Below are 26,476 nucleotides of genomic sequence, written 5' to 3' on the forward strand. Positions count from 1 at the left end.
TACTTCAAGTTGAGATATATTCTAATCATCAATCATTCATAAACTAGTTTGAGTGATGCTTGGTGGGTGGCCGGAAAGCATTCGGCCCCCTGCCGCGCCCGGGCGCCGTAGGTATCCGATCGGGGCTTTCACGACGACGCTGGCCACAAGGACGCCTGATCCGCGGGCCGCGCCGAAGGGGGATATGGATGCCGCTCTTTTCCGGCCTTTTCGCGAACCGGCATGCTGCGGGACAGCTGGACGCCATCAACCGCTCGCAGGCGCGGATCGAGTTCGATCTCGACGGCAAGATCCTGGATGCCAACGACAACTTCCTGTCGGCGGTCGGTTACACGCTGGCGGAGGTGAAGGGGCAGCATCACAGTATCTTCGTGACGCCCGAGGAGAAGGGCAGCCCGGCTTACAAGCAGTTCTGGGCCGATCTCGGCCGCGGCGAGTTCTCACGCGGGCAGTACCTGCGGCTCGGCAAGGGCGGCAAGGAGATCTGGATCCAGGCGAGCTACACCCCGATCCTGGGGGCGGGCGGCAAGCCGGTCGGTGTGATCAAATACGCCTTCGACGTGACCGAGCAGAAGAACCGCCTCGCCGATCTCGAAGGGCAGCGCGCCGCCATCGACAAGGCGCAAGCCGTGATCGAATTCGATCTCGCCGGCAAGATTTTGACGGCAAACGAGAATTTCCTCAGCGTCCTCGGCTATTCGCTGGCCGAGATCGTCGGCCAGCATCACCGCCTGTTCGTTGACCCGGCCGAGCGCGAGACGCCGGCCTATCGCGCCTTCTGGGAGCGTCTCGGCAAGGGCGAATACGATGCCGGCCAGTACCGGCGCATCGGCAAGGGCGGCAAGGAGATCTGGATCCAGGCGAGCTACAACCCCATCCTGGATGCGCAGGGGCGTCCCTATAAGGTCGTCAAATTCGCCTCCGACATCACTGCGACCTTCAAGGGCAAGCAGCTCGAAGCGGCGGTGAAGGAGACGAGCGCGGTGATCGACCGGGCCAAGGGCAAGGACCTGACCGGGCGCGTGCCGCTCGACGGCAAGACCGGGGAGGTCGCGACGCTTTGCGCCGGCGTCAACGACCTGCTCGACACGCTGGCTGAGGTGGTCGGTACGGTCAGCGACATCTCGGCCCGTATCGACGGCGCGTCCCTCAAGATCACCGCCGACAGCCAGCAACTGGCGGAGCGGACCGAAGCCAACGCATCGAGCCTGCAGGAAACCGCGGCGACGACGGAGGAGCTTGCCGCTTCGGTGAAGCACAGTGCCGGCAATTCGCGGATGGCGGTCCAGCTCGGCAACGAGGCGAGCGCGGTTGCGGCGCGCGGCGGCGCCATCGTCACCGAGGCGGTCGCGGCGATGGGTCGGATCGAGCAGGCTTCGTCCGGCATTTCCGAGATCATCTCGATGATCGACGAGATCGCCTTCCAGACCAACCTGCTGGCGCTGAACGCCGCGGTCGAGGCGGCGCGGGCCGGCGATGCCGGGCGCGGTTTCGCTGTGGTCGCAACCGAGGTGCGGGCGCTCGCTGCCCGCTGCAGCGAATCCGCCAATGGCGTCAAAGCGTTGATCGCGAATTCTACGCAGCAGATTCAAGCTGGTGTCGGCTTGGTCAAGGATGCCGGAACGACGCTGGGCGAGATCGTCGGTGCGGCTTCCAAGGTGGCATCGACGGTCAGCGAGATCTCGCAGGCGACGACCGAGCAGGCCAACGGAATCGACGAGATGGCCCGCACCGTCGCGCATATGGACGAGATCACGCAGCAGAACTCGCTCCTTGCCGAGCAGAGCGCCAAGGTCGCCCGCGATCTCCAGCAGGAAACCGCGGCGCTGAGCACGATGGTCTCGGCCTTCCAGCTCGGCGGTGACCGGCACAGGGCTGCGCCGCAGCTGGTTCATTCGGCCCCGCCGGCACCGCGGGTGGTGCCGGCAGCCCCACGCGGCCGGCGCGTCGCATCCGGCGGCGGGGCGGATGGCTGGGCCGAATTCTGACAGGACCGAATGACGTTCGGTTGGGGATGTTCGGCGCGTGCCTCTTGTCAGGCGCGCGCCGATAGGCTTTTCGGTCGGAAACCCGCGCCTTTCGCGTCGGGCCAAGTCCGGAGCGCTGTCCATGGCCGAACCGTCCTCGAACAAGGCTTTCCCGGTTTCCTGGGATCAGTTCCATCGCGATGCCCGCGCTCTCGCGTGGCGCCTTGCCGAGAAGGGGCCCTTCGAGGCGATGGTCTGCATCACCCGCGGCGGCCTGGTGCCGGCGGCGATCATTTGCCGCGAGCTCGGCCTGCGGGTGATCGAGACCGTCTGCGTCGCGAGCTATCACGACTACAAGAACCAGTCCGAGCTCAAGGTGCTCAAGGACATCGCCCCGAACATCAAGGCGATCGGCGACGGCACGGGCAAGGGCGTGCTGGTGGTCGACGACCTCACCGATACCGGCAAGACCGCCCGCGTGGTGCGCGAGATGCTGCCGAATGCGCATTTCGCCACGGTCTATGCCAAGCCGGCCGGCGTGCCGACCGTCGATACCTTCGTCACCGAGGTCAGCCAGGATACCTGGATCTATTTCCCCTGGGACATGGCTCTGACCTATGTCGAGCCGATCGCCAAAGGGCATAAGGGCTGAGACGCCGCGTATTCGCCTCAGCCCGTCGAGGGCGAGCGGAACGCGATCAGCATGCCGGAGACGACGATCGCCATGCCGACCAATTCGGTAGGCGAGGGCGTCTCGGCCAGCAGCAGGGCGCTGGCGGCGGCCGTCGCCACCGGCACCAGCGGCAGGAACAATGTTGCCTTGGCCGCGCCCAGCGTCGCGACGGAGCGGGCATAGAGATAGAGCGCGACGACGCCGACCAGAACCCCCTGGTAGAGCGCCTGCAGCACGAGCTCGGAGAAGGGCACGCGTGCCATATGGATCGGCAGCGCCAGCGCCACGATCACCAGCAGCGGCACCGAGAGGATGCATGAGGCGGCGGTGATCTCCAGCGAGCTAGCGCCCCAGCGGCGGGCGAGCAGGCCGAAGATCGACCATAGGAAGGCGATCAGCACGAAAAGCAGGTCGCCAATCCAGGCGTCGGGCCGGGATGGCGCCATCGCGAGCGCATCGCGCGAGAAGATGCCGATGCCCAGCACGATGATGCCGAGGCCGATGAGCCGCATCCGCCCGGCCCGCTCGCCAGTGACGAGGAAGATCAGCAGCGCGGTAAAGACCGGGATCAGCCCGGGCGAGATGATCGACGAGTGCAGCGCCGGGGCGAAGGAGGCCCCGCCGACGAGGATCAGGCTGTAGAGCGGACCGATCAGCAGCGCCATCACCCAGGCCCGCGGCCAGCCGAGCGAGCCGACCGGGAACGGCCGCATATGCCGGAGCGACCAGGGCAGCAGCACGGCGGCGGCAGAGACGAAGCGCAGGATCGTGACATCGGCCGGGGTCAGGTCGATCAGCATGGCATGTCGCGAGACGACGGACTGGACGCCCCAGATCAGTGCGGTCAGCAGGCCGCAGAGGATGCCGAGCCATTGTGCGCGGGAGGTCATGAATGGAAGGGCCTTGCGGAAACATGCGATGCGGCGGGTGCGTTGCTGCGGCTATGCCTGTCGGCGCAGGTTGCAGCAATGCGCCGGGCGCAGCCCGCCCCGGCGTTGCGTCTATGCAGCAGCACTGGTTGCCGCAGGCCGCGCCATCCCGACCAGCGGCAGCAAGCGGGAATCCGCGATGGCGGCCAGGCGGTGTCCATAGCCGGCGAGATAGCCCTCATGGCTGGCGAAGGCGATGAAGTTCTCCACGGAGGACTGCCTTATCAGCATCGCGCGGTCCCAGCGCTCCGCTTCCGGGCCGATGAAGAACGGCCCGCCTTCGCCGATGAAGAGCAGCGAACCGCCGCTTGCTTCGAGATAGGGCAGGGTATGGCTGATGTAGCGGTGGAAGGCTTCTGCTCCGCTGATCGCTTCCGCCGGTGCCAGCTCGGGCGTGGCCGCATAGTCGGCGATGTCGCGAAAGCGCAGGAGATTGAGCATCACGACCTCGCCGACGATGTTGCGGCGGAAGAGATCGCGGCCGGTTTCCCAGCTCGGAGCGAGGTAGGCGGTCACAGCTTCGGTTCCGGAAGGGCAAAGCCAGCAAGCAACTCCCGTGCATAGGCCCGGATATCGGCGGGCCAGCTTCGGCTGTGCTCGGCGAAGCGCTCGCCATCTCCGGCGAAGAGGGCGCGCGAGGCTTCCTCGAAACCTTCGCGGTCGCCCGCCATTGTCGCGATGAAAGTGTAGGCGCGTTCTTGTGCCGCTCGCGCCTGGCTGCGTCCGCCATCGCTCTTGCGGGCATCGTCGACGAGCCGCCGGAGGGCCTGCGAGGCACCGCCCGGTTGCAAAGCGAGCCAGTCCCAATGACGCGGCAGCAAGGTCACCTCGCGAGCGACGACACCAAGCTTCGGACGTCCTCTGCCGCGGGGTGTTTCATCGACTGCTGGTGTCGTGTCATCGCTGGGAGGGGCATAGCGCGCCGCGATCTCGGCATCGCTGCCGCGCAGGTCGAGATCGACCACCTTTCCGGTCGCATCGTCGAAGACGAGGATTGCGGCGGCCGGATCGGCGGTGAAGGCGGCTTTTACCGCGAGCGCGACGGCGGCAAGCGGGCCACCGGCGATGCGGGTGGCGTCATGAAAGGCAGTGTGGGGCATGGATTCCGACCCTGAGGCTCCTTGATTGCGAGCTTATTATCCGGGTGAATTGCTCCTGGCAATATGATCCGGGTAAAATATCGTGTGATCCACTGCGCCGCCTCGGCATGACGTCATGTCGAATTGGACCGGCTTTGAAACCTGGGTCGATCCCACTAGTTTGACTGACAGACGAAACGCCGACGGGAGACGCGCCAGGCATGGCCGCCACCAGCTTCGAGGCCGCGGGCGCGCGGATCACGATCTTCCGCGCCCTGCTTCAGACCATCGCCCGCCATGGCAAGGGCCGCATCGCGCTGGAGGACCCGGAGCGCCAGCCGATCACCTATGGCCGGCTCGTGCTCGGCGCGCTGGTGCTGGGGCGCAAGCTTGCGGCGCTGACGGCGCCGAAGGAGCATGTTGGCGTGCTCTTGCCGAACATGCAGGGCATGGCAGTGACGCTGTTCTCGCTCTTCGCCTATGGCCGGGTGCCGGCGCTGCTGAATTTCACGGCCGGCGTCCGCAACCTGCGCGCGGCTGCCGAACTGGCTGAGCTCAAGACGATCGTCACCTCGCGCCGCTTCGTCGACCAGGGTAAGCTCGACGACGAGATCGCGGCTTTGGGCGAGGGGCGCCGGGTCGTCTATCTCGAAGATATCCGCAAGGAGATCACCAGTTTCGACAAGGCGCTCGGTGCCTTGCAGAGCCTGGCGCCGGGGCTCGTCCATCGCGCCCATGAAGCGCAGCCCGATGATATCGCTGTTGTCCTGTTCACCTCCGGCACCGAGGGCAAGCCGAAGGGCGTGGCATTGAGCCATGCCAATATCGTCTCGAACGCAAGGCAGGTCTTTGCCCACGCCGCAGGCGCGATCTCCGAGCGGGACGTGTTCATGAACCCGCTGCCGGCCTTCCACTCCTTCGGTTTGACGGCCGGGCTGATGGTGCCGCTGCTGCACGGCATGAAGGTCGTGCTCTATCCGAGCCCGCTGCACTACAAGCAGATCCCGAAGCTGATCGGCGACATGAAGGCGACCTTCCTGCTCGCCACCGACACCTTCCTGCAAGGATATGCGCGCGCTGCGGAAAAGGGCGATCTCGGCAGCGTGCGCTATGTCGTGGCCGGAGCGGAGCGTGTGAAGGCCGAGACCAAGCGGATGTGGGAGCCCTACGGCACCACCATCCTCGAGGGCTATGGCTGCACCGAATGCTCGCCGGTGCTGGCCGTCAATACGCCGGCAGCGATGCGGGAGGGCACCGTCGGCAAGCTCCTGCCGGGCATCGAAGCCAAGCTGGAGCCGGTGGAGGGTATCCATGAGGGCGGACGTCTGACCGTGCGCGGGCCGAACGTCATGGCCGGCTATCTCGATCCCGAGCAGCCCGGCCGCATCATCCCGCCGGAGGGCGGCTGGCACGATACCGGCGACATCGTCGTGATCGAGGACGGTTTCGTCGCGATCCGCGGCCGGGCCAAGCGCTTCGCCAAGCTCGGCGGCGAGATGGTCTCGCTCGCGGCGGTCGAGACCATGATCGCCAAGATCTGGCCGGACCAGAACCATGTCGTCGTCGCGCTGCCGGATGCACGCAAGGGCGAGCAGCTCGTTCTCGTCACCGAGACGCCGAATGCCGACCGGGCGGCTCTGCAGGAAGCTGCGAAGCAGCAAGGCTTTCCGGAACTGTGGGTACCGCGCGCGATCCTGGTGACGCAGGCGATTCCCGTGCTCGGCAACGGCAAGATCGACTATGGCTCGACGCGGGAACTCGCAGCGTCACGGCGGGCCCTGCTGTGAGGCGGCCTCGCTACCTTATGGCCACAATTGTAATTCTATTACGCTGGATGATGATTCCGGGTTCCGCCCTCGCGCTGCTGCGCGTCGCCACTCTTGCTCCCGCCCTGTCGCTCGCGGGGCCGTCCGATCTCGCGGCCCAGGCGCAGGCCGCGCTCTATATGCGCCGCGATGAGTGCATCGAGGCCGGCAAGCTGACGGCGGAGCAGTGCGAGTTCGCCTATCGCAATGCCCGCGCCGAATTCGAGCAGGCGGCGCCGCGTTATGGCTCGCGGGCAGCCTGCGAGCGCAACCACAAGCGCTGCGGCGCCCAGATGGTTTCGGCCGGCGGCTGGGAATCCTTCGGCAAGGGCGGGGCGAGCTATGTGCCGCGCTTCATCGGCGTTCGCGTGACGGGCGAGGGCCCCGCGCGCCGCGCCTTGCCGGTGGTCGAGGGCACGGCCAAGGTCGCCTTTGCCGGGCGCTCGGTGACGGAATTGCAGGACAAGGTCGCGGGCCGGCGCAGCATCATCGGCCAGGCCAGCAGCGTCGGGCGCGGTGCGCATGGCCATTCCGGCCAGGGCGCCGCTCCCTACGTCAAGCGCGGCGACCGTGACGACACGGTGCGCGTCCCGATGGAAGAGAAGACCATTGGGTCTGACGTCAAGCCGGGGCTCTATGTCGATCCCGACGGGGTCGAGTGGTACAAGCCCGCCCGCCCGCATTGAGCGCTGCGCGGCCGGCGCGCGATCGCCAAGGCTTGCGCCGGCTGACGCTGCCCGTTATCGCTGTGCCCGCTGCGGACGTGGCGAAACTGGTAGACGCACGAGACTTAAAATCTTGCGCCTTCAAAGGCTTGCGGGTTCGAGTCCCGCCGTCCGCACCATCCGCCCCGCCGTGATTCCGGTTTGCGCGATCGCGCCATCTGCAATCAGCTCTTCCTGAAGATCACGCTCAGATTGTTCGCGGGCATCTCGACGATCTCGGGCGTGCCGAAGCCGTTTGCCGCGCCAAGCGCCGCGACCGCATCGCTATCGCGCAGGCCCCACGCCGGATCGCGGCTGCGCAGGCTTTCGTCGAAGACGGCGTTGCCCGGTTCGAGCGGCCGGCCCGGCCGGCGATAGGGGCCGTAGAGATAGAGCGGCTGGCCCCGCTTCAAGAGGCGTCCCGCCTGCCGGAACAGCCCCTCCGCCGCGGCCCAGGGCGCGATGTGGATCATGTTGATGCAGAGGATCGCATCAGCGGATTCGACGGGCCAATGCAGCGCTGTCGCATCGACGACGACCGGCGGGAGGATGTTGCCGAGGCCGGATTCCCGGGTCCAGGCCGCGATGCTCGCCACCGCATCCGGAGAAGGATCGCTCGGCTGGAAGGTCAGGTCGGGCAGGGCGCGGGCGAAATGCACGGCATGCTCGCCGGAGCCGGAGGCGATTTCCAGCACACGCCCGGATTGCGGCAGCACGTCGTGCAGGACGGCGAGGATCGCATCGCGATTGCGCTGGGCGGAAGGCGCCCGCAGGCGGGGATCGGCGCCGAGCTGTGTATCGGCGGTCGGCTGCCAGAAACTCGGCTTGCTCATCATCCGCTCACGAATCTTTCATCCGGCCCATCGCGTTGGGGCGATGATCCGCTATAAGGGGGCAGGAAGCGAGCCGCCAGATGTCGTGGCTTCGCAGCAAGCAGGCTGGTTTTGTTAACCGAAATCCTGATCGTCGTGGCGCTGACGATCGTCAATGGTCTCCTCGCCATGTCGGAACTCGCTGTGGTTTCGTCACGCACGGCGCGCCTCAAGGTTCTCAGCGATCAGGGCAACAAGGGCGCCGCCACCGCGATGCGCCTGGCAGAAGACCCCGGCCGCTTTCTCTCCACAGTCCAGATCGGCATCACGCTCGTCGGCGTGCTCTCGGGCGCGTTCTCCGGCGCCACGCTTGGCGCGCGCCTGTCGGAATGGCTGGGCACGCATGGCTTCTCGCCATCGGTTTCCGACACGCTCGGCGTCGGCCTCGTCGTCGTCGCCATCACCTATCTCTCGCTGATCCTCGGCGAGCTCGTGCCGAAGCAGATCGCGCTGCGCGATCCCGAGCGGGTCGCGGCGCGGGTCGCACCGGCGATGTCGCTGCTCTCCAAGGTCGGCGCGCCGCTGGTGTTCCTGCTCGACATCTCCGGCAAGGCCGTCCTGCGCCTGCTCGGCCAGAAGGGCGAGTCGGAAGAGAGGGTCACCGAGGAGGAGGTCCGCACCATCATTGCCGAGGCGGAGACCGCCGGCGTGCTCGAGCGCGACGAGCGCGAAATGATTGCAGGCGTGATGCGCCTCGCCGACCGTTCGGCTCGCGCCTTGATGACGCCGCGCCGCGAGGTCGAGGTCATCGACCTCGAAGACAGCGCCGAGGAAATCCGCGAGCAATTGCGCGCGACACGCCGCTCGCGCCTGCCCGTGCAGGATGGCGAGGCGGATTCGATCGTCGGCGTGGTCGTGGTCAAGGATCTGATCGAATTCCTTCAGGCCGGCGACAGGGGCGATCTGCGCGCGCTGGTCCAGGAAGCTCCGATCGTGATGGACACGGCGGACTCGCTGCATGTGCTGCGCGAGATTCGCGCAAGTCGCGTGCATATGGCGCTGGTCTTCGACGAGTACGGCCATTTCGAGGGCATCATCACCCCCGGCGACGTGCTCGAGGCGATCATCGGCGCCTTCCAGGAAGAGGAAGAGGATGAGCCGGCGATCGTGACGCGCGCCGACGGTTCCTATCTCGTCGCCGGCTGGATGCAGGTCGACGAGTTCTCGCATGAACTCGGCATCCCGATCCCGCGCGATGCCGATTTCCAGACGGTTGCGGGCTTCATCCTGGCCGAGATGAACCATCTGCCGAATGTCGGCGAGAGCTTCGACAAGGGGCATTGGCGCTTCGAGGTCGTCGATCTCGACGGTCGCCGCATCGACAAGATCCTGGTCTCCCGGATCGAGTGAGACGGCCGCCGGCGTTGACGCCGGCGGAGCCCACGTGGTCTAGTCGTCGCCAAGGGGTGCATCGCGACGACCCCGTGAGGCTTCGGCCCAATGTTCGCGTCCAACTTCCTCGCTCAGGATGGACGCAAGCCATGTCTTCCAACGAACAGATCACGGTCGCCCAGCTGTCACGGCTGGTCGGCCTTCCCGATGTGCCGGCGATCATCGATGTTCGCATCGACGAGGACGTCGCCGCCGATCCCGTCTTCCTGCCGGGTTCGGTTCGCCGCGACTATCGCGCTGTTTCCGAATGGGGCGCTGAATTCGCCGGGCAGCGGCGCGTGGTGGTTGTCTGCCATCAGGGGCTCAAGCTCAGCGAGGGCGTCGCCGCCTGGCTGCGCCATCGCGGCATCGCGGCCGAGAGTCTCGAAGGCGGTCATCAGGCCTGGCGACAGGCTGGTGGGTTGACCTTTTCGCCGGAACGTTTGCCTTCGCCAGGGGTATCCGGCGGCAGCGTCTGGGTGACGCGGGCGCGGCCGAAAGTCGACCGCATTGCCTGTCCCTGGCTGATCCGCCGCTTCATAGACCGGCGCGCCGTGTTCCTCTTCGTTGCGGCCTCCGAGGTCGAGGCGGTGGCCGATCGCTTCGGCGCTACGCCTTTCGACATCGACGGCGTGTTCTGGAGCCATCGCGGGCCGCTTTGCACCTTCGATACGATGATCGCGGAATTCCGGCTGGTGTCGCCCGCGCTCGACCGATTGGCGCGGATCGTGCGAGCGGCCGATACGGCGACGCTGGAGGCCGAGCCGCAGGCGGCCGGCCTGCTTGCGGCCTCGCTTGGGCTGTCGCGCATGTACAAGCACGATCTCGAACAGCTCGAGGCCGGCATGCTGCTCTACGATGCCTTCTATCGCTGGTGCCGCGATGCGGGTGAGGAAACCCATAACTGGCCAGTGCCGAAGCCGGCCGGGGAGGCGCAGCGATGAGCGTCGCGGAAACGGATGCTGAGATGGCAATGCAAAATGCCGCGCGTTTGCCGACGCTTGGCGAGGCGACCCGCATCTGGGCGAAGATCGGTCTGCTGTCCTTCGGCGGGCCGGCCGGCCAGATCGCGCTGATGCACAGGGAGCTGGTGGAGGAACGACGCTGGATCGGCGAGGAGCGCTTCCTGCATGCGCTGAACTACTGCATGCTTCTGCCCGGACCCGAGGCGCAGCAGCTCGCCGTCTATATCGGCTGGCTGATGCATCGGACGATCGGCGGCCTGATCGCCGGCCTTCTGTTCATCCTGCCCGGCGCGCTGGTGATGCTGGGCCTCAGCATCCTCTATGTCACCTGGAGGCATGTCCCGCTGGTCGACGGGGTCTTCTTCGGCGTGAAGGCGGCGGTGCTTGCCATCGTCATCGAGGCGGGACTGAGAATCAGCCGCCGGGCACTGAAGACCGGCGCGATGGTCGGCATCGCCGTTGCAGCTTTCGCCGGCATTTTCCTGTTCAAATTGCCGTTCCCGCTCATCGTCCTGCTCGCGGGGCTCGCGGGCTGGCTGGGTAATCGCATTCGGCCCGGCTGGTTCGGCAAGGGCGGTGCCGGCGGCCCGGCGGATGCCGCGGGCGAGGGCTTGCTCGACGCTCTCCTTGCGCGCGGAGAGCTCGACCATATCAGGCCCTCAGCCGGGCGGGCTGCCCGCGTGCTCGCCGTCTGGCTGCCGCTCTGGCTCGGGCCGGTGGCGCTGTTCTGGCTGGTCGCCGGCTCCGCCAGCGTCTGGACGCAGGTTGGCAGCTTCTTCAGCGCGATGGCGGTGGTGACCTTCGGCGGCGCCTATGCGGCGCTAGCCTATGTCGCGCAGGCGGCGGTCGACGGTTTCGGCTGGCTCGCGCCCGGCGAAATGCTGGACGGGCTCGGCCTCGCCGAGACGACGCCGGGGCCGCTCATCCTCGTGCTCGAATTCGTAGGCTTCCTCGCCGCGTTCCGGGCGCCGGGCAGCCTGCCGCCGCTCGTCGCCGGCGGGCTTGGGGCGCTGCTGACGGTCTGGGTGACCTTCGCGCCCTGCTTCCTCTGGATCTTCCTGGGCGCCCCCTATGTCGAGGCTCTGCGTGGCAACCGGGCGATCTCGGCCGCGCTCGGGGCGATCACCGCGGCCGTGGTCGGCGTCATCGCCAATCTCGCGCTCTGGTTCGGGCTGCATGTCCTCTTCCGCGAGGTCGGCAGCCTGTCCTTCCTCGGCATGAGCCCGGAGGTGCCGGTCCTGACCTCGCTGGACTGGCGTGCGGCCTTGCTGGCGGCCGGCGCTGCCATCGCATTGCTGCGCTTCAAGCTCGGGATGATGCCGGTCCTGGCGATCTGCGCCGTCGCCGGCATCGTCCTGAAGGGCGGTTTCTGAGGCTCAGCGGCGCGGCTCGTCCGGCTCGATGATGCGGTATTCGGCGTCGATGACCTCGACCCGGTCCGGCTGGCGCGGCTGGTTGGCGAACGGGTTGGCGGGGTCGATACCGGCCGCCTTCAGCTTGGCCTTGAGACGCCAGACCGCGATCGCGCCGACGACCAGCACGACCGGAATCAGGATGAGCGCGAGGCTTGCGGCCAGCACGAAAAGCGCGACGCCGACGATCAGGCTTGCCGCCATGGCGAGCCAGGCCTGCCAGCGCGGCATGGCGCGGGCGCGGCCGTTGAGCTGCTCGTAGAGATTGACGCGGATCATAGGATGTCTGTTCCTTCCCTCGGCACAGAGATAGGAAGCGATTGCGGCTTTGACGAGGTCAGGCCGTGTCTTGCCAGTCGTAGAGCCAACCATAGCGGTTGCGCAGGCCGTTCGGCCCGAGCCGTTTCAGCGCGAAATCGCGGGCAATGCTGAGCGGCCAGCCCATATGGTAGTTGCGGCCATTGCCCCGGCTTTCCTCCTGCACACGAGCGACACGCTGGGCGCGGGTCTTGGCATAGGCAGCGAAGGCTGCGGGCACGCCGGGGGCGCCATCGCGACTGAGCGTCTCGGCGAGCAGGCGGGCGAGCACGGCGGCATCCTCGATGGCGAGCGACGCTCCCTGCGCAAGGAAGGGCAGGATCGGGTGGGCGGCATCGCCGATCAGCGCGATCCGGCCCTTGGCCATGGCGGCCGGCTTGCGATCGAACAGCGACCAGACCTGCCAGCCTTCCGCGGCGCCGGTGAGGTCGCGTAAGGCCTGGGAAGCGCCGGCGAGATGATCGGTTACGATGGTGCGGTCGCCTTCGCGGGACCAGCCCTCGCGGGCTTCCTTCGCCTGCCGGACGACGACGAGGTTGATCTCCCGGCCCGCGGCAACGGGGTAATGCACTGCGTGGCGGCCGGAGCCCATATGCAGTGTCACGCGCGGCTTGTCGCCGGCACGGGCCGGCACGACGGCGCGCCAGGCTTCGTAGCCGGTGAAGATCGGCGGCGAGGCGTCGCCGGTGAGATCGCGCACGCGTGACCACAGGCCGTCGGCGCCGATCAGCCCAAGGGCGGAGAGCGTCCCGCCGACGCCGTCGCGCGCGGCGAGCCCGATCGTGACGCCGTCCCCATCCTGGCTGACCTCGTCCACGCTGCGGCCGACCATCAGGCGGATATTCGGCATGGCGCGGGCGGCGTCGAGCAGCACGGTATGGAGGTCGTTGCGCTTCATCATGCGGAACGGCGTCGGCATGCGGTCGGGGCTGGAGGGCATCTCCAGCACCTGCGAGCCATCGGCCCAGCGCCGGATCATCAGCCCGTGCGAGGTTACGCTGATGCGCTTCAGCGGCAGGGCGAGGTCGAGCGCATCGAGCACGCGGCCGGAATTGGAGGTGACCTGCAGGCCGGCCCCGGTCTCGCCGAAGCCGGTGCGCTTCTCGACGACGGTCGCTGCGATGCCGCGCCGCGCCAGCGACAGGGCCATGGTCAGGCCGCCGATGCCGGCGCCGGCGATGACGAAATGAGGAGCGGACACGGGGATCGGACGCCTTCGATGAAAGAGCTGGAAGACGAGGCGCGGATGCCCCTCAGTACCCGCGCCACCGGTGGAGTGTTTTCAGCCTCAGGCGGCCTTGGCCGATTCCGTATAGGCGCATTCCGGCGGGATGCAGGCGGCGCCCTTCAGCGACGGCTCGTATTTGAACAGCGTCGAGCAATAGGGGCAGACGATCTCATGGTCCGCGCCCATGTCGAGGAAGACATGCGGATGGTCGAAGGGCGGCTTGGCGCCGATGCACATGAACTCGTGCGCGCCGACCTGGATGACGGGGACGCCGGGGTCGTTGTGGAAATGCGGGATGCCGGTCGCGGCCATGGTCGTCGCTCTTCGAAAGGCTGGAATTGCGGCGCAACCTATCGCGTGAGCCCGCCGGGCGCCAGTGCGCTGTTTCGCATCAGCGCCCGTCGCGAAGGCAACCCTGGGCGAGTTCGGTCATCCGGGTGCTTTCCTGCGGCGAGAGCAGGTTGTCGAGCGCCTTTTGCCAGAGCTTCTCGCGCTTGAGCCCTTCGACGGTGCAGGCGCAGACCATCCGGCAGACCTGCTCAGGGGCATTGGGGCCGGCGCAGCTGCGCTGGCAATCGGTCCGGAAGGCACGCTCTTCCGGCGAGGGCGGGGCGATGACCTGTGTTGCCAGCATCAACGTGCCGATGAAGAGCGGCTGGTGGACGAGATAGACCAGCAGGCTGTGGCGCCCGCCCCAGGCGACGATTCGGGTCGCCTTGCTGCCGGGGCGCCAGCCAGCGAGCGCCGTGCCGGCGAGGCGCGGCAGGATGAGGCGGGCCAGCACGATGCCGCTCAACACGCAGCCGAACCAGGGGAAGACCGGCACGAAATCGGCCGTGTGGATTTCCGCGCGGGAGAAGCCGATCCAGGCCGCCCAAGGCTGGTCAAGCAGCGGATGGGCGACGAAGGAAGGCAACGCAAAGGCGACTGCCGCAGCGAGCGCGACGACGATGGTCGGCAGGCGCAGGAAGGGCAAGGCGAGCAGGCTCGCGACCGCGACATGGTGCAGGATGCCGAAGAAGATGAACTCTCCCGGCATGAACCGCCAGGTGCCGAGCGTGACCAGAGCGGCCGCGCCCGCGACCATGGCGAGGCGCTTGAGATAAGCCGTGCTGTCGAAGCCCTTGCGCGTCGCGAGGACGAGGCTGAAGCCGACGATGGCGAGGAAGGTGCCGGCGATGCCGCGCGCGAACAGCCGCCAACCTGGCTCGGCGACGATATCGGTCTCGATCAGCCGAAAACTCGAGAGATCATAGGCGAAATGGTAGACGAACATGGCCAGCAGCGCGACGCCGCGGGCGATGTCGACGATGGCAAGACGTGACGATTCGCGAATGGCGGGCTGGGTCATGTTCATCGTTCATCATGGCGGGCGCTCATAAGCAAGCCGCACCATGGCGGGTACACAAACCGGCTCGACCGTGGCAGGGAAAGAGCACCGTTCCGATCGTCCGAGCTGGACCCAAGACCCGCATGCAGAGCTTTTCTTCCGACGGCGTGAAGATCGCCTTCATCGACATGGCGCCGACCAGCGACGAGCCGAAGCACCGCACCGTCGTGCTCGTCCATGGCTTCGCCTCCTCGCACATCATCAACTGGGTCAATACCCAGTGGACGAAGGCGCTGACCCATGCCGGCTATCGCGTCGTCGCGCTGGACGATCGCGGCCATGGCCAGAGCGAGAAGCTCTACGACCCCGCCGCCTATTCCTCGCAGATCATGGCCGAGGACGTGCGCCGATTAATGGACCATCTCGACATCCCGCGCGCGGCGGTGATGGGCTATTCGATGGGCGCGCGGATTTCGGCGCATCTGGCGCTGGCGCATCCGCGACGGCTGGAGGCATTGCTGCTCGGCGGGCTCGGCATCCATCTGGTCGAAGGCGTCGGGCTGCCGCTCGGCATCGCCGATGCGATGGAGGCGCCTTCGCTCGATGGGCTGACCGACCCGATGCAGCGGATGTTCCGCGCCTTCGCCGAGCAGACCAGGAGCGACCTCAAGGCGCTGGCCGCCTGCATCCGCGGCTCGCGCCAGACGCTGACTGCCGAGCAGGTCGGCCAGATTTCGATGCCGACGCTGATCAGCGTGGGAACAAAGGACGATGTGTCCGGCTCCGGCCCGGAACTGGCGAAGCTCATTCCCGGCGCCGAGGCCTTCGACATCATCGGGCGCGACCATAACCTCGCGGTCGGCGACAAGAGCCACAAGCAGGCCGTCCTCGACTTCCTCGCGCGTTTGTGAGAATCTCACGAATGAATAGAGGCAATCTGGAAAAGCGGGCGACGCCAATGTGTTGTCGATCTTCCCTGAAATTCTGATTCCGCTGTCTCGCTTTTCGATTCAACACCGGTCCGGCCTGAGCTTTTGATGCGGACGCCTGCTTTGGGTAGGCTGTCCTTCCGCCGACCAGCATTTCCGGAGAATGACTATGCCGTCAGGGCGCTCCGCCGTGGAAGCACGTGACTTCGCCACCGGACTCGACCGGGTCGATCCCGTCTGGACCCGCTTGTGCACTGAAGCGGAAACGGCCGTCGCCGCCGAGCCGGCGCTCGGCACGCTGATCGTCGCGTCTGTCCTCAACCAGCCGAGCTTCGAGGCTGCCGTCGCCCATCGCGTCGCGGCACGGCTCGGCCACCCCGCCGTGACCGCAGACCTGATCGAGCAGGGTTTCGCCGAGGCGATGGCCAGCGACGAGACGATCGGCGCTGGCATGCGTGCCGACGTGATGGCCGTGCTCGACCGCGATCCGGCCTGCTACCGAGTGCTCGAACCGGTGCTGTTCTTCAAGGGCTTCCATGCGCTGCAATGCCACCGCCTGGCGCATTGGCTCTGGAAGCAGGATCGGCGCGATTTCGCGCTCTATCTGCAGGCGCGTTCCTCCGAGGTGTTCCAGACCGACATCAACCCGGCGGCGCGGATCGGCAAGGGCATCTTCCTCGACCATGCGACGGGGCTTGTCGTCGGCGAGACCGCGGTTATCGAGGACGACGTCTCGATGCTGCACGGCGTCACGCTGGGCGGCACCGGCAAGCAGGGCGGCGATCGCCACCCGAAGATCCGCAAGGGTGTGCTGATCGGCGCCGGCGCCAAGATCCTCGGCAATATCGAGGTCGGCCAATGCAGCCGCGTCGCGGCCGGCTCGGTCGTGCTCCAGCCGGTGCCACGCAACAAGACTGTTGCGGGCGTGCCGGCGAAGGTCGTCGGGGAGGCCGGCTGTGCCGAGCCCTCGCGCTCGATGGACCAGACGCTCGCCGGCGATTGCGGCGCCTATATCTGACGCGCTCGGCCGGCAGAGCCGGCGAGCCAGCCCATGATCTCGGCCCGGCGCGGATGTGCGCCGGCAGCCGTGGCCGCCGCGAGTGTCAATCGATCGACCGTCGGCATGGCCTGCGGGAACGGCGCGACGAGCCTGCCCGCGGCGAGATGAGGGCCGACGAGACTCATCCGCCCCATCAGGATGCCTGAACCCGACAGGCAGGCATCCAGCGCTAAGCTGTAGAGCGAGAACGCCGGGCCACGGCTCGGATCGATCTTCGTGCCGGGTACGGCGAAGGACAGCCAGCGCGCCCAGTCGCTGCGCCAGACTGCATCGTGCAACAGTGTCTGCGTGACAAGGTCGGCTGGTGCCGCGAGCTTTGCAGAGAGAGCGGGCGCGCAGACCGGCAGGATCGCGTCGCCCGCCAGTTGAAGGCCACCGCTGGCCGGTGCGGCCTCCCGATAGAACAGCGAGAGATCGTAGGGATCGCGCTGCGGATCGGGCGGTTCCTCCATCGCCGAGATCGATATCTGCAAATCTGGAAATGCGGCCCGCATCGCCGGCAGGCGCGGCGAGAGCCAGAGCTGCGCGAGGCAGGGCAGGGCGGCGATGGCGAGCGGCCGGTGCGGCTGGGCATCGCGCAGCGCCTGCACCGCCTGTCCCAGCATGTCGAAGCCGCGCGTCAGGCGGGGCAGGGCCTCGCGTGCCGCCTCGGTCAGGGCGACGCCCTGCGGCAGGCGGCGGAAGACGGCGAAGCCTAATGCCGCTTCGAGCTGCCGGATCTGCTGGGTGATGGCGCCGGCCGTGACGCCGATCTCGTCGGCGGCCTTGGCGAAGCTTTCCAGCCGCGCCGCAGCCTCGAAGGCACGCAGCGCATTGAGTGAAGGCAGGCGCGGGCGCGGTGGCTTGACCGGCAAGGCGAAACTCCAGGTCGAGGCTGAGAATTCCTCAGCCTGCGAGCGATGAATACTCGTTTGCGCAGGGGCCGGCAAACCGCTGTTATGGCGGCACTGCGAGATTGGGCGGTTCGGGAGACAGGCGAGATGACGGCACTGGGCAGGCGCGATTGGGTTCCGCAAGCGAGCGAGGATTACGTGCTCAAGATTGCGGGCGAGACGGCAAGCCAGCCGCTCGATGCGATCGCGGCGCGGATCGATGCGCTGGCGACCGAGAACCGGACGATCCATGAGCGCGACTGCGTCAACCTCAACCCGGCGACGAATGTCATGAATCCGAAGGCCGAGGCGCTGCTCTCGGCGGGGATCGGGGCGCGGCCCTCGCTCGGCTATCCCGGCGACAAATACGAGATGGGGCTTGAGGCGATCGAGCAGATCGAGATCATCGCCGCCGAGCTCGCCGCTGAGGTGTTCGGCGCGAAATATGCCGAAATCCGCGTGCCCTCCGGCGCTATCGCCAATCTCTACTCCTTCATGATCGCGGCCAAGGCTGGCGACTGCATCATCGCGCCGCCCGGCGAGATCGGCGGGCATGTCACCCATCACGGCGCCGGCGCGGCCGGGCTCTACGGCATCGTCACGCATCCCGCGCCGATCGATCCGGTCCGTTACACCGTCGATGTCGAGAAGCTCCGCGCCGACGCATTGCGCCTCAAGCCGAAGCTGATCTCGATCGGCGGCAGCCTCAACCTGTTCCCGCATCCGATCCGCGAGATCCGCGCCATCGCCGACGAGATCGGCGCGATCGTGCTGTTCGACGCGGCGCATATGTCCGGCATGATCGCTGGCCATGGCTGGCAGCAGCCCCTGGAGGAGGGCGCCCATCTCATGACGATGAGCACCTATAAGAGCCTCGGCGGCCCGCCTTCCGGCCTGATCGTGACCAACGATGCCGAGATCGCCAAAAAACTCGACGCCATTGCCTATCCCGGCCTCACCGCCAATTTCGACGCGGCAAAATCGGCTTCGCTCGCCGTTTCGCTGCTCGACTGGAAGGCGCATGGCCGCGCCTATGCGCAGGAGATGGCAAAGACGGCGAAGGCGCTGGCCGAGGCGCTGTCAGAGCGGCAGGTGCCGGTCTTCGCCCGCGACCGGGGCATGACGACCTCGCACCAGTTCGCGATCGAGGCGGCCGGCTATGGTGGCGGGCAGGCGGCGGCGAAGAAGCTGCGCATGGTCAACATCCTGTCCTGCGGCATCGGCCTGCCGTTGCCCGCGGTCGAGGGCGATGTGAACGGGCTCAGGCTCGGCACGCCGGAGATCGTCCGCTTCGGCATGAATGCGGCGGATATGCCAGAGCTGGCGGGTTATATCGCGGAAGGGCTGAACGGCTCGCGCCCGGCCGAAGCCGTGGCGAAGGACGTCACGGCCTTCCGCGGGCGGTTCCGCAATCTGCATTTCATGCGCTAGGAATCGTTGCCCGGCGCGAAGAAGCAGAGCAATTCGCCGGAATCATCGATGCAGAGATGCCAGCGGCCGTCCGGCGATGGCTTGGCCTTGTCCTGTGGGATTTCGAGCCGCAGCGGCTGCTTGCGTTCGCTCGACCACATCGGATGCTTGCCGGGCGCGATCGTGACGACGAAGCCGCCGGTGACTTCCTGCACAGCTTCCGCCTCGATCGGGGAGCAGTCGGAATCGAGGCAGCAATAGAACGGATAATCCCAGCCGCTCGGCGCCTGATGGGCGAGCGCGACCGTCGCTCCCGAAACCAGGACAGCAGCGATCATCGAGGCAAGAACACGCATCGGCCAGCCCTCGCGATGGAGGCTGCGACCGGAAGGCGGCGAATGCGTGGCGGACGGATTATGCGCCCGTTCCGCCGCCGTAGCGTTCTTCCATCTCGGCGCGCATGGCGTCCGCGCCGAGCAGGCGTGATCCCGCCATCCTGACCGAGCGAACGTTTGCTCCGTCCCGCTCCAGGGTGACGGTCTCACCAGGGCTGTGGAAGCCCGACGCGTGGACGATGCGACCTTGATCGGGAGTTTCGACCGCGATCTCGGCAGCGTCGAGGAAGGGCGTCAGCAAAGCCGGAGCGGCGCAGAGCACGCGGTCGGCGACGGGCACGAGATCGGTCGCGCCCCAGAGCGTCCACCAGCGGCCGGTCCAGTCCTGCGTCTTGGCCGAGGGGGCGCCGCGCTCGGCGAAGGTCTTGAGGATATGGGCGACGCCGTCGAGCCAGGGATGGGCGAGGCCGTCGGTGGCGTTGGTCAGGACCGAGATCGTTAGATCCTGCTTCGGGAGGATGGCGGTGCGGGTGATGAAGCCCTGGAAGCCGCCGGAATGGCCGACCCAGCGCCAGTCACCCTCGCCGCCGGAAATCGTGCCGAGGCCGTAATGGCGGCCGAGGCTGGATTCGTCGTCGGGCCAGAGCCGGCGGGTCATCTCGCGGCGGCTCTTGGCCGAGAGGATGCTGCGCTCGGCATTTGGCGAGAGCTGCGCGAAATAGCGCGCGACGTCGGCGACGGTGCCGACGAAACCGGTGGCGGACGCCATGGCATGGCAGTGATTATCGGCCGGGATGACCACGCGCCGGCCGAGCAAGTGCCTGCCGCTATGCCCCTTCGCCATCGGCCGCGGACCCCAGAGCCCGATATCGGGTTTGGTTTCGGTGAGACCGACCTTGGCGACGACTTCGTCGGTGATCCATTCGTTGTAGCTCTGGCCGGTCACGGCCTCGATGACGAGGCCGAGCAAGGCAAAACCGTGGTTCGAGTATTTGAAGCGCTGCGAACTGGGGAGGACCGGCGGCTTTGCGAGGTCGGCGAGCAGCTCCGCCTTGCTGCAAAAGGGCTTGCGGTCGAGGAACTGCCCGGCATCGGGGCCGTCGCGGGTGAGGCCGGCGCTGTTGGAGAGGACCTGCCCGATCGTGACCTTGGCAATTTCCGGGTGCAAACCGTCGATCAGGCTGCCGACCTCGTCGTCGAGCCGCAGGCGGCCTTCGTCGACGAGGCGCAGGATGCCGGCCGAGGTGAAACTCTTGGAATGCGAAGCGATGCGGAAGCCGTGGCGCGGTGTCAGCGCTTCGCCGGTCGCGAGGTTTGCGGTGCCGAAGGCGGCCTCCAGAACGACTTCGCTGCCATCAGCGATCGCAACCGCGCAGCCTGGCTGGTCATGGTGGCGGCGCTGGAAATCGAGCCAGGTCGCGACATAGTCGAGGGCGGGAGCAAGCCACGGCTTCATGATCTCAGGTCCGTCACGGTTCCGGAAGAGTGTGAGCATCGCACGATTCCGCCGATGCCGGACAACCACCGGAAAGGCTGGCCGGCCATGTTTACGGCGGTTGCTTTCGCTTGCCCTTCCCGGCCTGTCGTGGCATCGCTCCCGGCCAATTTCGAAAGGACCCAGGACCGTGGACAAGACCGAACTCGCCAAGCTCGAAGGCTATCTGCGCCGCACCTTCAACAACCATGCGATCAGCGTACGCGCCCGGATGAAGAAGAACGACTCGGCCGAGGTTTATCTGGGCGAGGAGTTCATCGGCATCATCCATGTCGACGACGAGGATGGCGACCGCTCCTTCAACTTCACCATGGCAATCCTGGACGTCGATCTCGAGGACTGAGACGACGGCAGTCAGGCTCGGGTTCGACCCGAGCATCTCGTGACAATGAGGTTCCGGCGCCTCTTGCTACCTGAAATTCTCGGGCCTGCGCCCCGCTTCGCCCGAGAATGACGTGCAACCCTCTACCGGATCAGCCCGTCGAGCGTCCGCCGGACGCCGCCCAGCATCACGGCCCAGTCGGCGATGATGGCGCGGGGGAAGCGGATGTTCACATCCATGCCGCGATGCTGGAAGGTGATGCGGCAGGGCTCGTCGAGCCCGGAGCCGGTGTCGATCGGGCAGCGCGCGGCGAAGCCCTTGCCATCGGGGACGGAGACGTAGAATTCGTCGTTCTCGAAGGGCGAGCCCTTGCGGAAGCCGCGCACCACGAGGCCGCCGGGATTGGACCAGACGGTCGGTGTCAGGAAGCGGGCATAGGTGGCGAGCTGCCGCGCCGGCTCGTTGACCCGGTCGGGCGGGCTCAGCGTGACGAGGAGCCGCTTGCGGTTCTCAGGCTGGGCCGGGCCAAGGCTCGGCCAGTCCAGGCGCAGCCGGACCATGCCGACGAGCCGGCTCGTATCGCCATCATCGTCGATCCCGGAGAGGTCCTTCGGGATCATCAGGGCGACATCGCCGACGCGGGCCGGCTGCGGCACGGCTCCCGGTTCGTCGCGGCGATGGGTCAGGTAGACGGCCAGCGCCGTCGCCAGCACGCCCGCCGTCAGGATCAGCAGCACCGCCTTCAGCAGGGCACCATCCGCGCGCGGAAGCGGGGCAGTCTGCCGCTGCAGGCGCATGCGCACCATCGAGGTCAGGTGGGCGGCCTGGTGGCCGGGCCGGTGGTAGGGCAGCGATGCGGTCATCCCGGTGCCTTGCGCGCTAGGCTCGTTATCGCATTTTCGTTGTCGCGTACCTTCGGTTCACGCGAACCGGTGTCCACTTCGCTCGAAAATGCTTTCGTCGCGACCACTGAATCACCGACGGCTTAACGCGCCGTAAACCATGACCGCGCCGGTACGGTTAACCATCGGTTAAATCTGTCCTTCACAGGCCACAGGTCATACGGCAGGCTCGGGCGTCGCTCTGGTCGAGAGTTTGCGTCCGTGACCATCCAGCCTTCCGCCGTCGAGGCGCTCCAGTCCCTGTTCCTCGGCTTCGCCTTCGCCGGATTGCTGGCGAGCGCGTTCGAGCTGTTCACGGCGCGGCGCGCGGATTTCAAGCTGCTGCAGGCGGGCGGGCTCGCTGCCGTCGCCAGCGTGCCGGTGGTGGTCTTCTGCGCGCCCTTCCTGATCCTGCGCAACACCGTGCATAGCCGGCCGTCGGACGGGAAGCCGTTCGCCTTCGTGATGCTCGCGAGCATGACCGCCGCGATCTGGAGCCTGGCCTCGGGGCGGGTCGTGCTCGACCTGCTGCATTTCCTCGGCGCTTGACGACCGGCGCCGCGGGCCTGCAATCCTGAGGGCTCGAACCGTCAGGACAAGCCGATGCCCCTTTATGCGCTCGATGGAACCAGCCCCGAAACCGCCAAGGCCGGAGACTGGTGGCTCGCACCCGATGCGCATGTCATCGGCCGGGTCAGGCTGGCGGCCGGGGTTGGGATCTGGTTCGGCGCGGTGCTGCGTGGCGATAATGAATGGATCAGCATCGGCGAGGGCAGCAATATCCAGGAAGGCTGCGTGCTCCATACCGATATGGGCTTTCCGCTGACGGTCGGCGCCAACTGCACGATTGGCCATCGCGCCATCCTGCATGGCTGCACGATCGGCGAGAACAGCCTGGTCGGCATGGGAGCGACGGTACTCAACGGCGCCAGGATCGGCCGCAACAGCCTCGTCGGCGCCAATGCGCTGGTGACGGAGGGCAAGGAATTTCCCGACAACTCGCTGATCGTCGGCTCGCCGGCCCGCGCGATCCGGACGCTCGACGAGAAGGCCGCGGACGGGATCACGGCCTCGGCGCGCGCCTATGTGCAACGCTGGCGGCAATTCGCGGCCGGCCTGCAACGGCTGGATTGAAGCCAAAAACGCAGCGGGCCGGCTTCCCGATGTGGAAAGCCGGCCCTTGGCGAAACCCGATCCCTTGGGGACGGGTGGGTGGGGACGTGACCGAGCCTCGCCGTCCTTATCGCCGCAGCCGGCTTGTGGCTGCGGCAGTCTTCCTCAACGCTGCACCGAGGCGACCGTCGGGGTCTGCGCGCCGCCAAGCGAGGTCCAGCCCGTGCGGTACTGGGACTCGCGCTTGACGTAGACGTAGCCGGTCTGGCTCCAGGGCAGGATGGCGTTGCGCTTGTTGTCGAGGATGAAATCGCCGCGATCGGTGCGGATCATCAGCACGGCGTGGCCTGCATTCTCCTCATCGATCACCACGGTGACCAGCATGGCGCGGCGGGGGAGACCAGCTTCGGCCAGGCGCTTGCGCTTCAGCAGAACGTAGTCCTCGCAATCGCCCTTGCCGTCGGTCGGGATGTCCCAGCGGTCGACGAGGCCCCAATGATCCTCGTCGGTGATCGCCTCGATCTCGCGATTGATCGTGTTGTTGACGGCGACGATCGTCTTCCAGAGCTTGGAGTTCACGTCGATCCGCTCGGCTTCGCGGGTGTCGACGCGGCATTCCGACGGCATACGCTTGCAGAAATCCGTCCAGGCATAGGGTGCGCGGGCGTCGCCGGAAGCATCGGCCGGAAGGCTCGCCACCGGGATGCCGGCCGAGCCCTGAGCCTGAGCCGAGGTTGCGCCGGTCATGACGACCATGGCGGCCAGTGCGGTACCAATCAGATTGCGATGGAGTGAGAGCATGTCGTCCCCTTTCTGTCCCGGGGAGACGATGCGCGGCGGCAGATGGATTCGAACTGAAATGGAAACGTACAAATTTATGTATTCGGCCGTCACAGCAGCCAAGTAAAAATCAGGATCAACCTTGTTCGAAATCGGAAGTAATGATTCGATGCGATGGCACAACCAATCGTTAACCATTAATTGTTCGTTGTGCTGAAAGGGTCGATTAACCTACTCAATCGTTACCGCGCTGAGGCCGAACGGAGGGCGTCGGTTGTTCCGCCGAATCCGGGGCGTAGCCGTGGAGAGGGCCGCGAGATCGAGTGGAACGCCAGCCTGCCATGAGGAATTGTTCCCGACCGACTCAGGTTCGAAAGGCTCGCTATGACTGCACTGACGATCTGGACCTATGATTGGGTGCCCGAGGGCGTGTGGGGTTTCGTCCGCGATCTCAGGCTGAGATGGGCGTGCGAGGAGGCCGGTCTCGCCTACGACGTTCGCACCATCCCGTTCGACGGTCGCGAGACCAACCATCTCGCGCGTCAGCCCTTCGGCCAGATTCCGTTCCTGGATGATGGCAACGTGAAGCTGTTCGAGAGCGGAGCAAGCCTGCTGCACCTGGCCCGGAAAAGCGAGACGCTGATGCCGGTCGATCCGATCGGGGAAGCGGAAACGCTGCAATGGACGCTGGCCGCGCTCAATTCGATCGAGATGGTCGCCGTGCCCTGGTGGTTCCTGACCGTGACCGGTGCAGCCGACAATCAACTGACGGGATGGCTCGGCATGCGCCTCGGCCAGCTCGAAACGCTTCTGGGCGAACGCGAGTGGCTCGCGGCCGGCCGCTTCACCGTCGCGGATCTGCTGATGGCGGATGTGCTGCGGGTCGAGAAGCTCCGCGCCTTCGGCGACCGGCCGGCGACTGAGGCCTATGTCGCCCGCATCACCGATCGCGCGGCCTTCCGCAAGGCCAAGGCCGATCAGACCGCCTTGTTCAAGGCTGCCGACGCGAAGCGGCGTGCCTGAATGTGATGCGGAAAGGACAGGAGGCCCGCAAAGCGGGCTTCAGAGTTCCAGGTTCTCGTCGAGCAGGTCGGCCGAGAGCGGAAAGCGGAACTCGGCGGCATAGCCGCCGTCGAAGCGGCGCACGACGCGGGCTGGCGTCGTGCCGAGGCGAACCGGCGTGTTGATCGGCAGGTCGAGATCGCTGGAGAAGGCGGCGCCCGAGAGCGAGATGTCGATGATGCGGACGATATGCTCGGTGCCGTCATCCATCATCAGGACCGAACGCGGATTGCGCGGCACGATGCGCTCGTGGCGGCGATCCTCGGGCAGGCCGAGCTCTTCGCGATTGGCGAGCCAGGTCAATTGCGCCGTGAATTTCTCGCGCTTGCGGCTGGTCGCGGTGATGGTCATCGCGAAACCTTCGGCCGTGGTGCGGACGCAGGTGCCCTCGATACGGCCGAGATGCTCGAGATAGACGATGACGCGTTCGCCGGGCCGGGCCTTGGCCGGCGCCGCGAGATGGACGCCGCCAGGCGAAATATCGATCGACTGGCAGGGATATTCCATGCGGTTCGGCAGCATGTAGCGCCCCAGCAGCACGACCTTCATACGGAAATGCCGCCTGCGCTCAGCAGGGAAAGCAGCCGCACGGGGCGTTTTGAGGGCGCTCAACATCAATTCCCGACCTGGATTCCCGGGTGATCCTAGGCGGGTTGGGTTAACGTAACGTTCAGATCAGGCCCGCCCGCCCGGTAATACCACGAGACGGGGCGGTTCGGCACGGCGCTGCGTGGCGGGTGGGCGTGCGGCCGCCGCGGGCCAGAGCATCCTGAGCGAGATCATCCGCATCGATTCGATGGTATCGAGGCCGAGCCAGTCCGGCGACAGGGCAGGCGAGAGCGCGCCCAGCACGCGGGCATGGGTGCGGCCCCGATAACGCAACGGCAGCAGCAGCAGTTCGAGGTAGATCGGCGTGCCGGTGGCCGATTTGCCCGAGAGGCCGGCAACCGCCCCTGCGCTCTCGTCCATCACGGTCTGGACGAGGCGGCGCATGTCGCCCTGGGCCTCGACATCGGCCCAGAGCGCGGTGAAGGCCCGGCCGCGCAATTCCCGGCCGATCAGGGCGCAGAGTCGCGTCCCTGCGAGCCGGAAGACCGGGCCGATCGGCTCGTTCTCCAGCACGAAGGTGTCGGCAAGGGCGTGCCGCAAGGCCCCGGGCTCGATCTCGCCGCGCTCCGGCGCGGCCCGGTCGCCGCGCAACCCGTCCCAATATTCGAAAACCAGACGTGTGCTCGCGTTCTTCATCCTGTGCCCATATTGCCGTCTGTCTCTCCCCGGAGCGGCCTCGCGTCCGAAGATGACGCGGATCCGTTCGAAAGGAGGACGAATCAGTCCCTCGGAAGATCGCTGACGCATTCGCCGTGCCGTCTTGCCACCGCCGCCTGAGTCGGGGGAGGCGGCAGGGTCGTTAGGGTTAATCAAGTGTTGCGATTGTGGATGATCGTTAAAATGCGCATCAATTGCCCCGGAATTCGCGGGTGCGGACAGCATGCGCGGCACGAGGTGGAGGGGGGCGTGAGCCAGCCGCCCGGCACGACCGGGCGGCCTCACAGCCGGCGAAAAA

Annotated in this window: 29 protein-coding genes and 1 tRNA gene; 15 read left to right on the forward strand and 15 right to left on the reverse strand. The window is 66.8% G+C overall.

Annotated elements, in window-relative coordinates; all coding sequences use genetic code 11:
• The first annotated feature begins 188 nt into the window (after positions 1-188).
• Positions 189-1,988: a PAS domain-containing methyl-accepting chemotaxis protein gene (locus ASE61_RS11545; protein ID WP_061967011.1), complete on the forward strand. Its 1,800-nt coding sequence runs from the start codon at positions 189-191 to the stop codon at positions 1,986-1,988.
• 121 nt (positions 1,989-2,109) lie between these two features.
• Positions 2,110-2,619: a xanthine phosphoribosyltransferase gene (gpt, locus tag ASE61_RS11550; RefSeq protein WP_061967013.1), complete on the forward strand. Its 510-nt coding sequence runs from the start codon at positions 2,110-2,112 to the stop codon at positions 2,617-2,619.
• 17 nt (positions 2,620-2,636) lie between these two features.
• Here the strand turns inward: gpt and ASE61_RS11555 are convergent, their stop codons facing one another.
• The 3 genes from ASE61_RS11555 to ASE61_RS11565 form a co-directional block, all read right to left on the reverse strand.
• Complete coding sequence (locus ASE61_RS11555; protein ID WP_061967015.1) at positions 2,637-3,530, reverse strand: DMT family transporter; 894 nt, start codon at positions 3,528-3,530, stop codon at positions 2,637-2,639.
• 111 nt (positions 3,531-3,641) lie between these two features.
• The gene (locus ASE61_RS11560; RefSeq protein WP_061967017.1) at positions 3,642-4,085 is read right to left on the reverse strand and encodes a hypothetical protein; all 444 of its coding nucleotides are present in this window, start codon (positions 4,083-4,085) and stop codon (positions 3,642-3,644) included.
• A complete protein-coding gene (locus ASE61_RS11565; RefSeq protein WP_061967019.1) occupies positions 4,082-4,669 on the reverse strand; it encodes a DUF2239 family protein in 588 nt (195 codons plus the stop codon). The genes ASE61_RS11560 and ASE61_RS11565 overlap by 4 nt, the downstream gene beginning before the upstream one ends.
• 200 nt (positions 4,670-4,869) lie before the next feature.
• On the opposite strand from ASE61_RS11565, the gene ASE61_RS11570 reads away from it, so the two are divergent.
• The 3 genes from ASE61_RS11570 to ASE61_RS11580 all read left to right on the forward strand — a co-directional run bounded on the left by ASE61_RS11570 (position 4,870) and on the right by ASE61_RS11580 (position 7,297).
• Positions 4,870-6,435, forward strand: coding sequence for an AMP-binding protein (locus ASE61_RS11570; RefSeq protein ID WP_061967021.1), 1,566 nt, complete (start codon positions 4,870-4,872; stop codon positions 6,433-6,435).
• Between the two features lie 50 nt (positions 6,436-6,485).
• Entirely contained in the window at positions 6,486-7,139 is a 654-nt protein-coding gene (locus tag ASE61_RS11575; RefSeq protein WP_061967023.1) for a DUF1190 domain-containing protein, read from the forward strand.
• Between the two features lie 71 nt (positions 7,140-7,210).
• Positions 7,211-7,297, forward strand: a tRNA-Leu gene (locus ASE61_RS11580).
• Positions 7,298-7,342: 45 nt separating this feature from the next.
• On the opposite strand, the gene ASE61_RS11585 is transcribed toward ASE61_RS11580, so the two are convergent.
• Positions 7,343-7,990, reverse strand: coding sequence for a DUF938 domain-containing protein (locus ASE61_RS11585; RefSeq protein ID WP_061967298.1), 648 nt, complete (start codon positions 7,988-7,990; stop codon positions 7,343-7,345).
• A 111-nt stretch (positions 7,991-8,101) separates the two neighbouring features.
• Here ASE61_RS11585 and ASE61_RS11590 point away from each other — a divergent pair, with 111 nt between their 5' ends.
• The 3 genes from ASE61_RS11590 to chrA all read left to right on the forward strand — a co-directional run bounded on the left by ASE61_RS11590 (position 8,102) and on the right by chrA (position 11,738).
• The gene (locus ASE61_RS11590) at positions 8,102-9,379 is read left to right on the forward strand and encodes a hemolysin family protein (protein WP_082617378.1); all 1,278 of its coding nucleotides are present in this window, start codon (positions 8,102-8,104) and stop codon (positions 9,377-9,379) included.
• A 131-nt stretch (positions 9,380-9,510) separates the two neighbouring features.
• Positions 9,511-10,344 carry a chromate resistance protein ChrB domain-containing protein gene (locus ASE61_RS11595; RefSeq protein WP_061967025.1) on the forward strand — a complete coding sequence of 278 codons (834 nt, stop codon included), beginning with the start codon at positions 9,511-9,513 and terminating at the stop codon, positions 10,342-10,344.
• Complete coding sequence (gene chrA / locus ASE61_RS11600) at positions 10,341-11,738, forward strand: chromate efflux transporter (RefSeq protein ID WP_061967027.1); 1,398 nt, start codon at positions 10,341-10,343, stop codon at positions 11,736-11,738. The genes ASE61_RS11595 and chrA overlap by 4 nt, the downstream gene beginning before the upstream one ends.
• Before the next feature lie 3 nt (positions 11,739-11,741).
• Here chrA and ASE61_RS11605 read toward each other — a convergent pair whose 3' ends face one another.
• The 4 genes from ASE61_RS11605 to ASE61_RS11620 form a co-directional block, all read right to left on the reverse strand.
• On the reverse strand, positions 11,742-12,056 hold the full coding sequence (locus ASE61_RS11605) for a hypothetical protein (RefSeq protein WP_061967028.1): 315 nt from the start codon (positions 12,054-12,056) through the stop codon (positions 11,742-11,744).
• A gap of 58 nt (positions 12,057-12,114) precedes the next feature.
• Complete coding sequence (locus ASE61_RS11610; protein WP_082617379.1) at positions 12,115-13,296, reverse strand: FAD-dependent monooxygenase; 1,182 nt, start codon at positions 13,294-13,296, stop codon at positions 12,115-12,117.
• A gap of 87 nt (positions 13,297-13,383) precedes the next feature.
• Positions 13,384-13,635: a zinc-finger domain-containing protein gene (locus tag ASE61_RS11615; protein ID WP_061967032.1), complete on the reverse strand. Its 252-nt coding sequence runs from the start codon at positions 13,633-13,635 to the stop codon at positions 13,384-13,386.
• A gap of 79 nt (positions 13,636-13,714) precedes the next feature.
• Positions 13,715-14,674, reverse strand: coding sequence for a DUF1624 domain-containing protein (locus ASE61_RS11620; protein WP_162260094.1), 960 nt, complete (start codon positions 14,672-14,674; stop codon positions 13,715-13,717).
• A gap of 122 nt (positions 14,675-14,796) precedes the next feature.
• Between ASE61_RS11620 and ASE61_RS11625 the strand changes: the two genes are divergently transcribed.
• The gene (locus ASE61_RS11625; RefSeq protein WP_061967035.1) at positions 14,797-15,564 is read left to right on the forward strand and encodes an alpha/beta fold hydrolase; all 768 of its coding nucleotides are present in this window, start codon (positions 14,797-14,799) and stop codon (positions 15,562-15,564) included.
• Between the two features lie 187 nt (positions 15,565-15,751).
• Entirely contained in the window at positions 15,752-16,600 is an 849-nt protein-coding gene (gene cysE, locus ASE61_RS11630; RefSeq protein ID WP_061967037.1) for a serine O-acetyltransferase, read from the forward strand.
• Here the strand turns inward: cysE and ASE61_RS11635 are convergent.
• Positions 16,591-17,496 (reverse strand): LysR substrate-binding domain-containing protein, encoded by a 906-nt coding sequence (locus ASE61_RS11635; protein ID WP_082617380.1) that lies wholly within the window; start codon positions 17,494-17,496, stop codon positions 16,591-16,593. The two genes, cysE and ASE61_RS11635, sit on opposite strands and share 10 nt — an antisense overlap.
• 126 nt (positions 17,497-17,622) lie before the next feature.
• Between ASE61_RS11635 and glyA the strand changes: the two genes are divergently transcribed.
• Complete coding sequence (glyA, locus tag ASE61_RS11640; RefSeq protein ID WP_061967038.1) at positions 17,623-18,945, forward strand: serine hydroxymethyltransferase; 1,323 nt, start codon at positions 17,623-17,625, stop codon at positions 18,943-18,945.
• On the opposite strand, the gene ASE61_RS11645 is transcribed toward glyA, so the two are convergent.
• On the reverse strand, positions 18,942-19,280 hold the full coding sequence (locus tag ASE61_RS11645) for a hypothetical protein (RefSeq protein ID WP_061967040.1): 339 nt from the start codon (positions 19,278-19,280) through the stop codon (positions 18,942-18,944). The genes glyA and ASE61_RS11645 overlap by 4 nt on opposite strands.
• A 58-nt stretch (positions 19,281-19,338) precedes the next feature.
• Positions 19,339-20,715, reverse strand: a complete 1,377-nt coding sequence (locus tag ASE61_RS11650; RefSeq protein WP_061967303.1) for a serine hydrolase domain-containing protein — start codon at positions 20,713-20,715, stop codon at positions 19,339-19,341.
• Between the two features lie 169 nt (positions 20,716-20,884).
• Here ASE61_RS11650 and ASE61_RS26435 point away from each other — a divergent pair, with 169 nt between their 5' ends.
• Positions 20,885-21,097, forward strand: coding sequence for a DUF3126 family protein (locus tag ASE61_RS26435; RefSeq protein ID WP_061967041.1), 213 nt, complete (start codon positions 20,885-20,887; stop codon positions 21,095-21,097).
• 122 nt (positions 21,098-21,219) lie between these two features.
• Here ASE61_RS26435 and ASE61_RS11660 read toward each other — a convergent pair whose 3' ends face one another.
• The gene (locus tag ASE61_RS11660; RefSeq protein ID WP_061967043.1) at positions 21,220-21,939 is read right to left on the reverse strand and encodes a hypothetical protein; all 720 of its coding nucleotides are present in this window, start codon (positions 21,937-21,939) and stop codon (positions 21,220-21,222) included.
• 240 nt (positions 21,940-22,179) lie between these two features.
• Between ASE61_RS11660 and ASE61_RS11665 the strand changes: the two genes are divergently transcribed.
• Both ASE61_RS11665 and ASE61_RS11670 read left to right on the forward strand, forming a co-directional pair.
• The gene (locus tag ASE61_RS11665; protein ID WP_061967045.1) at positions 22,180-22,506 is read left to right on the forward strand and encodes a DUF6949 family protein; all 327 of its coding nucleotides are present in this window, start codon (positions 22,180-22,182) and stop codon (positions 22,504-22,506) included.
• 54 nt (positions 22,507-22,560) lie between these two features.
• Entirely contained in the window at positions 22,561-23,091 is a 531-nt protein-coding gene (locus tag ASE61_RS11670; RefSeq protein ID WP_061967046.1) for a gamma carbonic anhydrase family protein, read from the forward strand.
• A gap of 144 nt (positions 23,092-23,235) precedes the next feature.
• Here ASE61_RS11670 and ASE61_RS11675 read toward each other — a convergent pair whose 3' ends face one another.
• Entirely contained in the window at positions 23,236-23,871 is a 636-nt protein-coding gene (locus ASE61_RS11675; protein WP_061967048.1) for a transglutaminase-like cysteine peptidase, read from the reverse strand.
• 363 nt (positions 23,872-24,234) lie between these two features.
• Between ASE61_RS11675 and ASE61_RS11680 the strand changes: the two genes are divergently transcribed.
• Positions 24,235-24,873, forward strand: coding sequence for a glutathione S-transferase family protein (locus ASE61_RS11680; protein ID WP_061967050.1), 639 nt, complete (start codon positions 24,235-24,237; stop codon positions 24,871-24,873).
• 39 nt (positions 24,874-24,912) lie between these two features.
• On the opposite strand, the gene ASE61_RS11685 is transcribed toward ASE61_RS11680, so the two are convergent.
• Positions 24,913-25,527 (reverse strand): PilZ domain-containing protein, encoded by a 615-nt coding sequence (locus ASE61_RS11685; protein ID WP_061967052.1) that lies wholly within the window; start codon positions 25,525-25,527, stop codon positions 24,913-24,915.
• Positions 25,528-25,587: 60 nt separating this feature from the next.
• On the reverse strand, positions 25,588-26,157 hold the full coding sequence (locus tag ASE61_RS11690; protein ID WP_061967053.1) for a PAS domain-containing protein: 570 nt from the start codon (positions 26,155-26,157) through the stop codon (positions 25,588-25,590).
• Positions 26,158-26,476: the final 319 nt, after the last annotated feature.

The organism is Allobosea sp. Root670, from assembly GCF_001429415.1.
Lineage (GTDB): Bacteria > Pseudomonadota > Alphaproteobacteria > Rhizobiales > Beijerinckiaceae > Allobosea > Allobosea robiniae.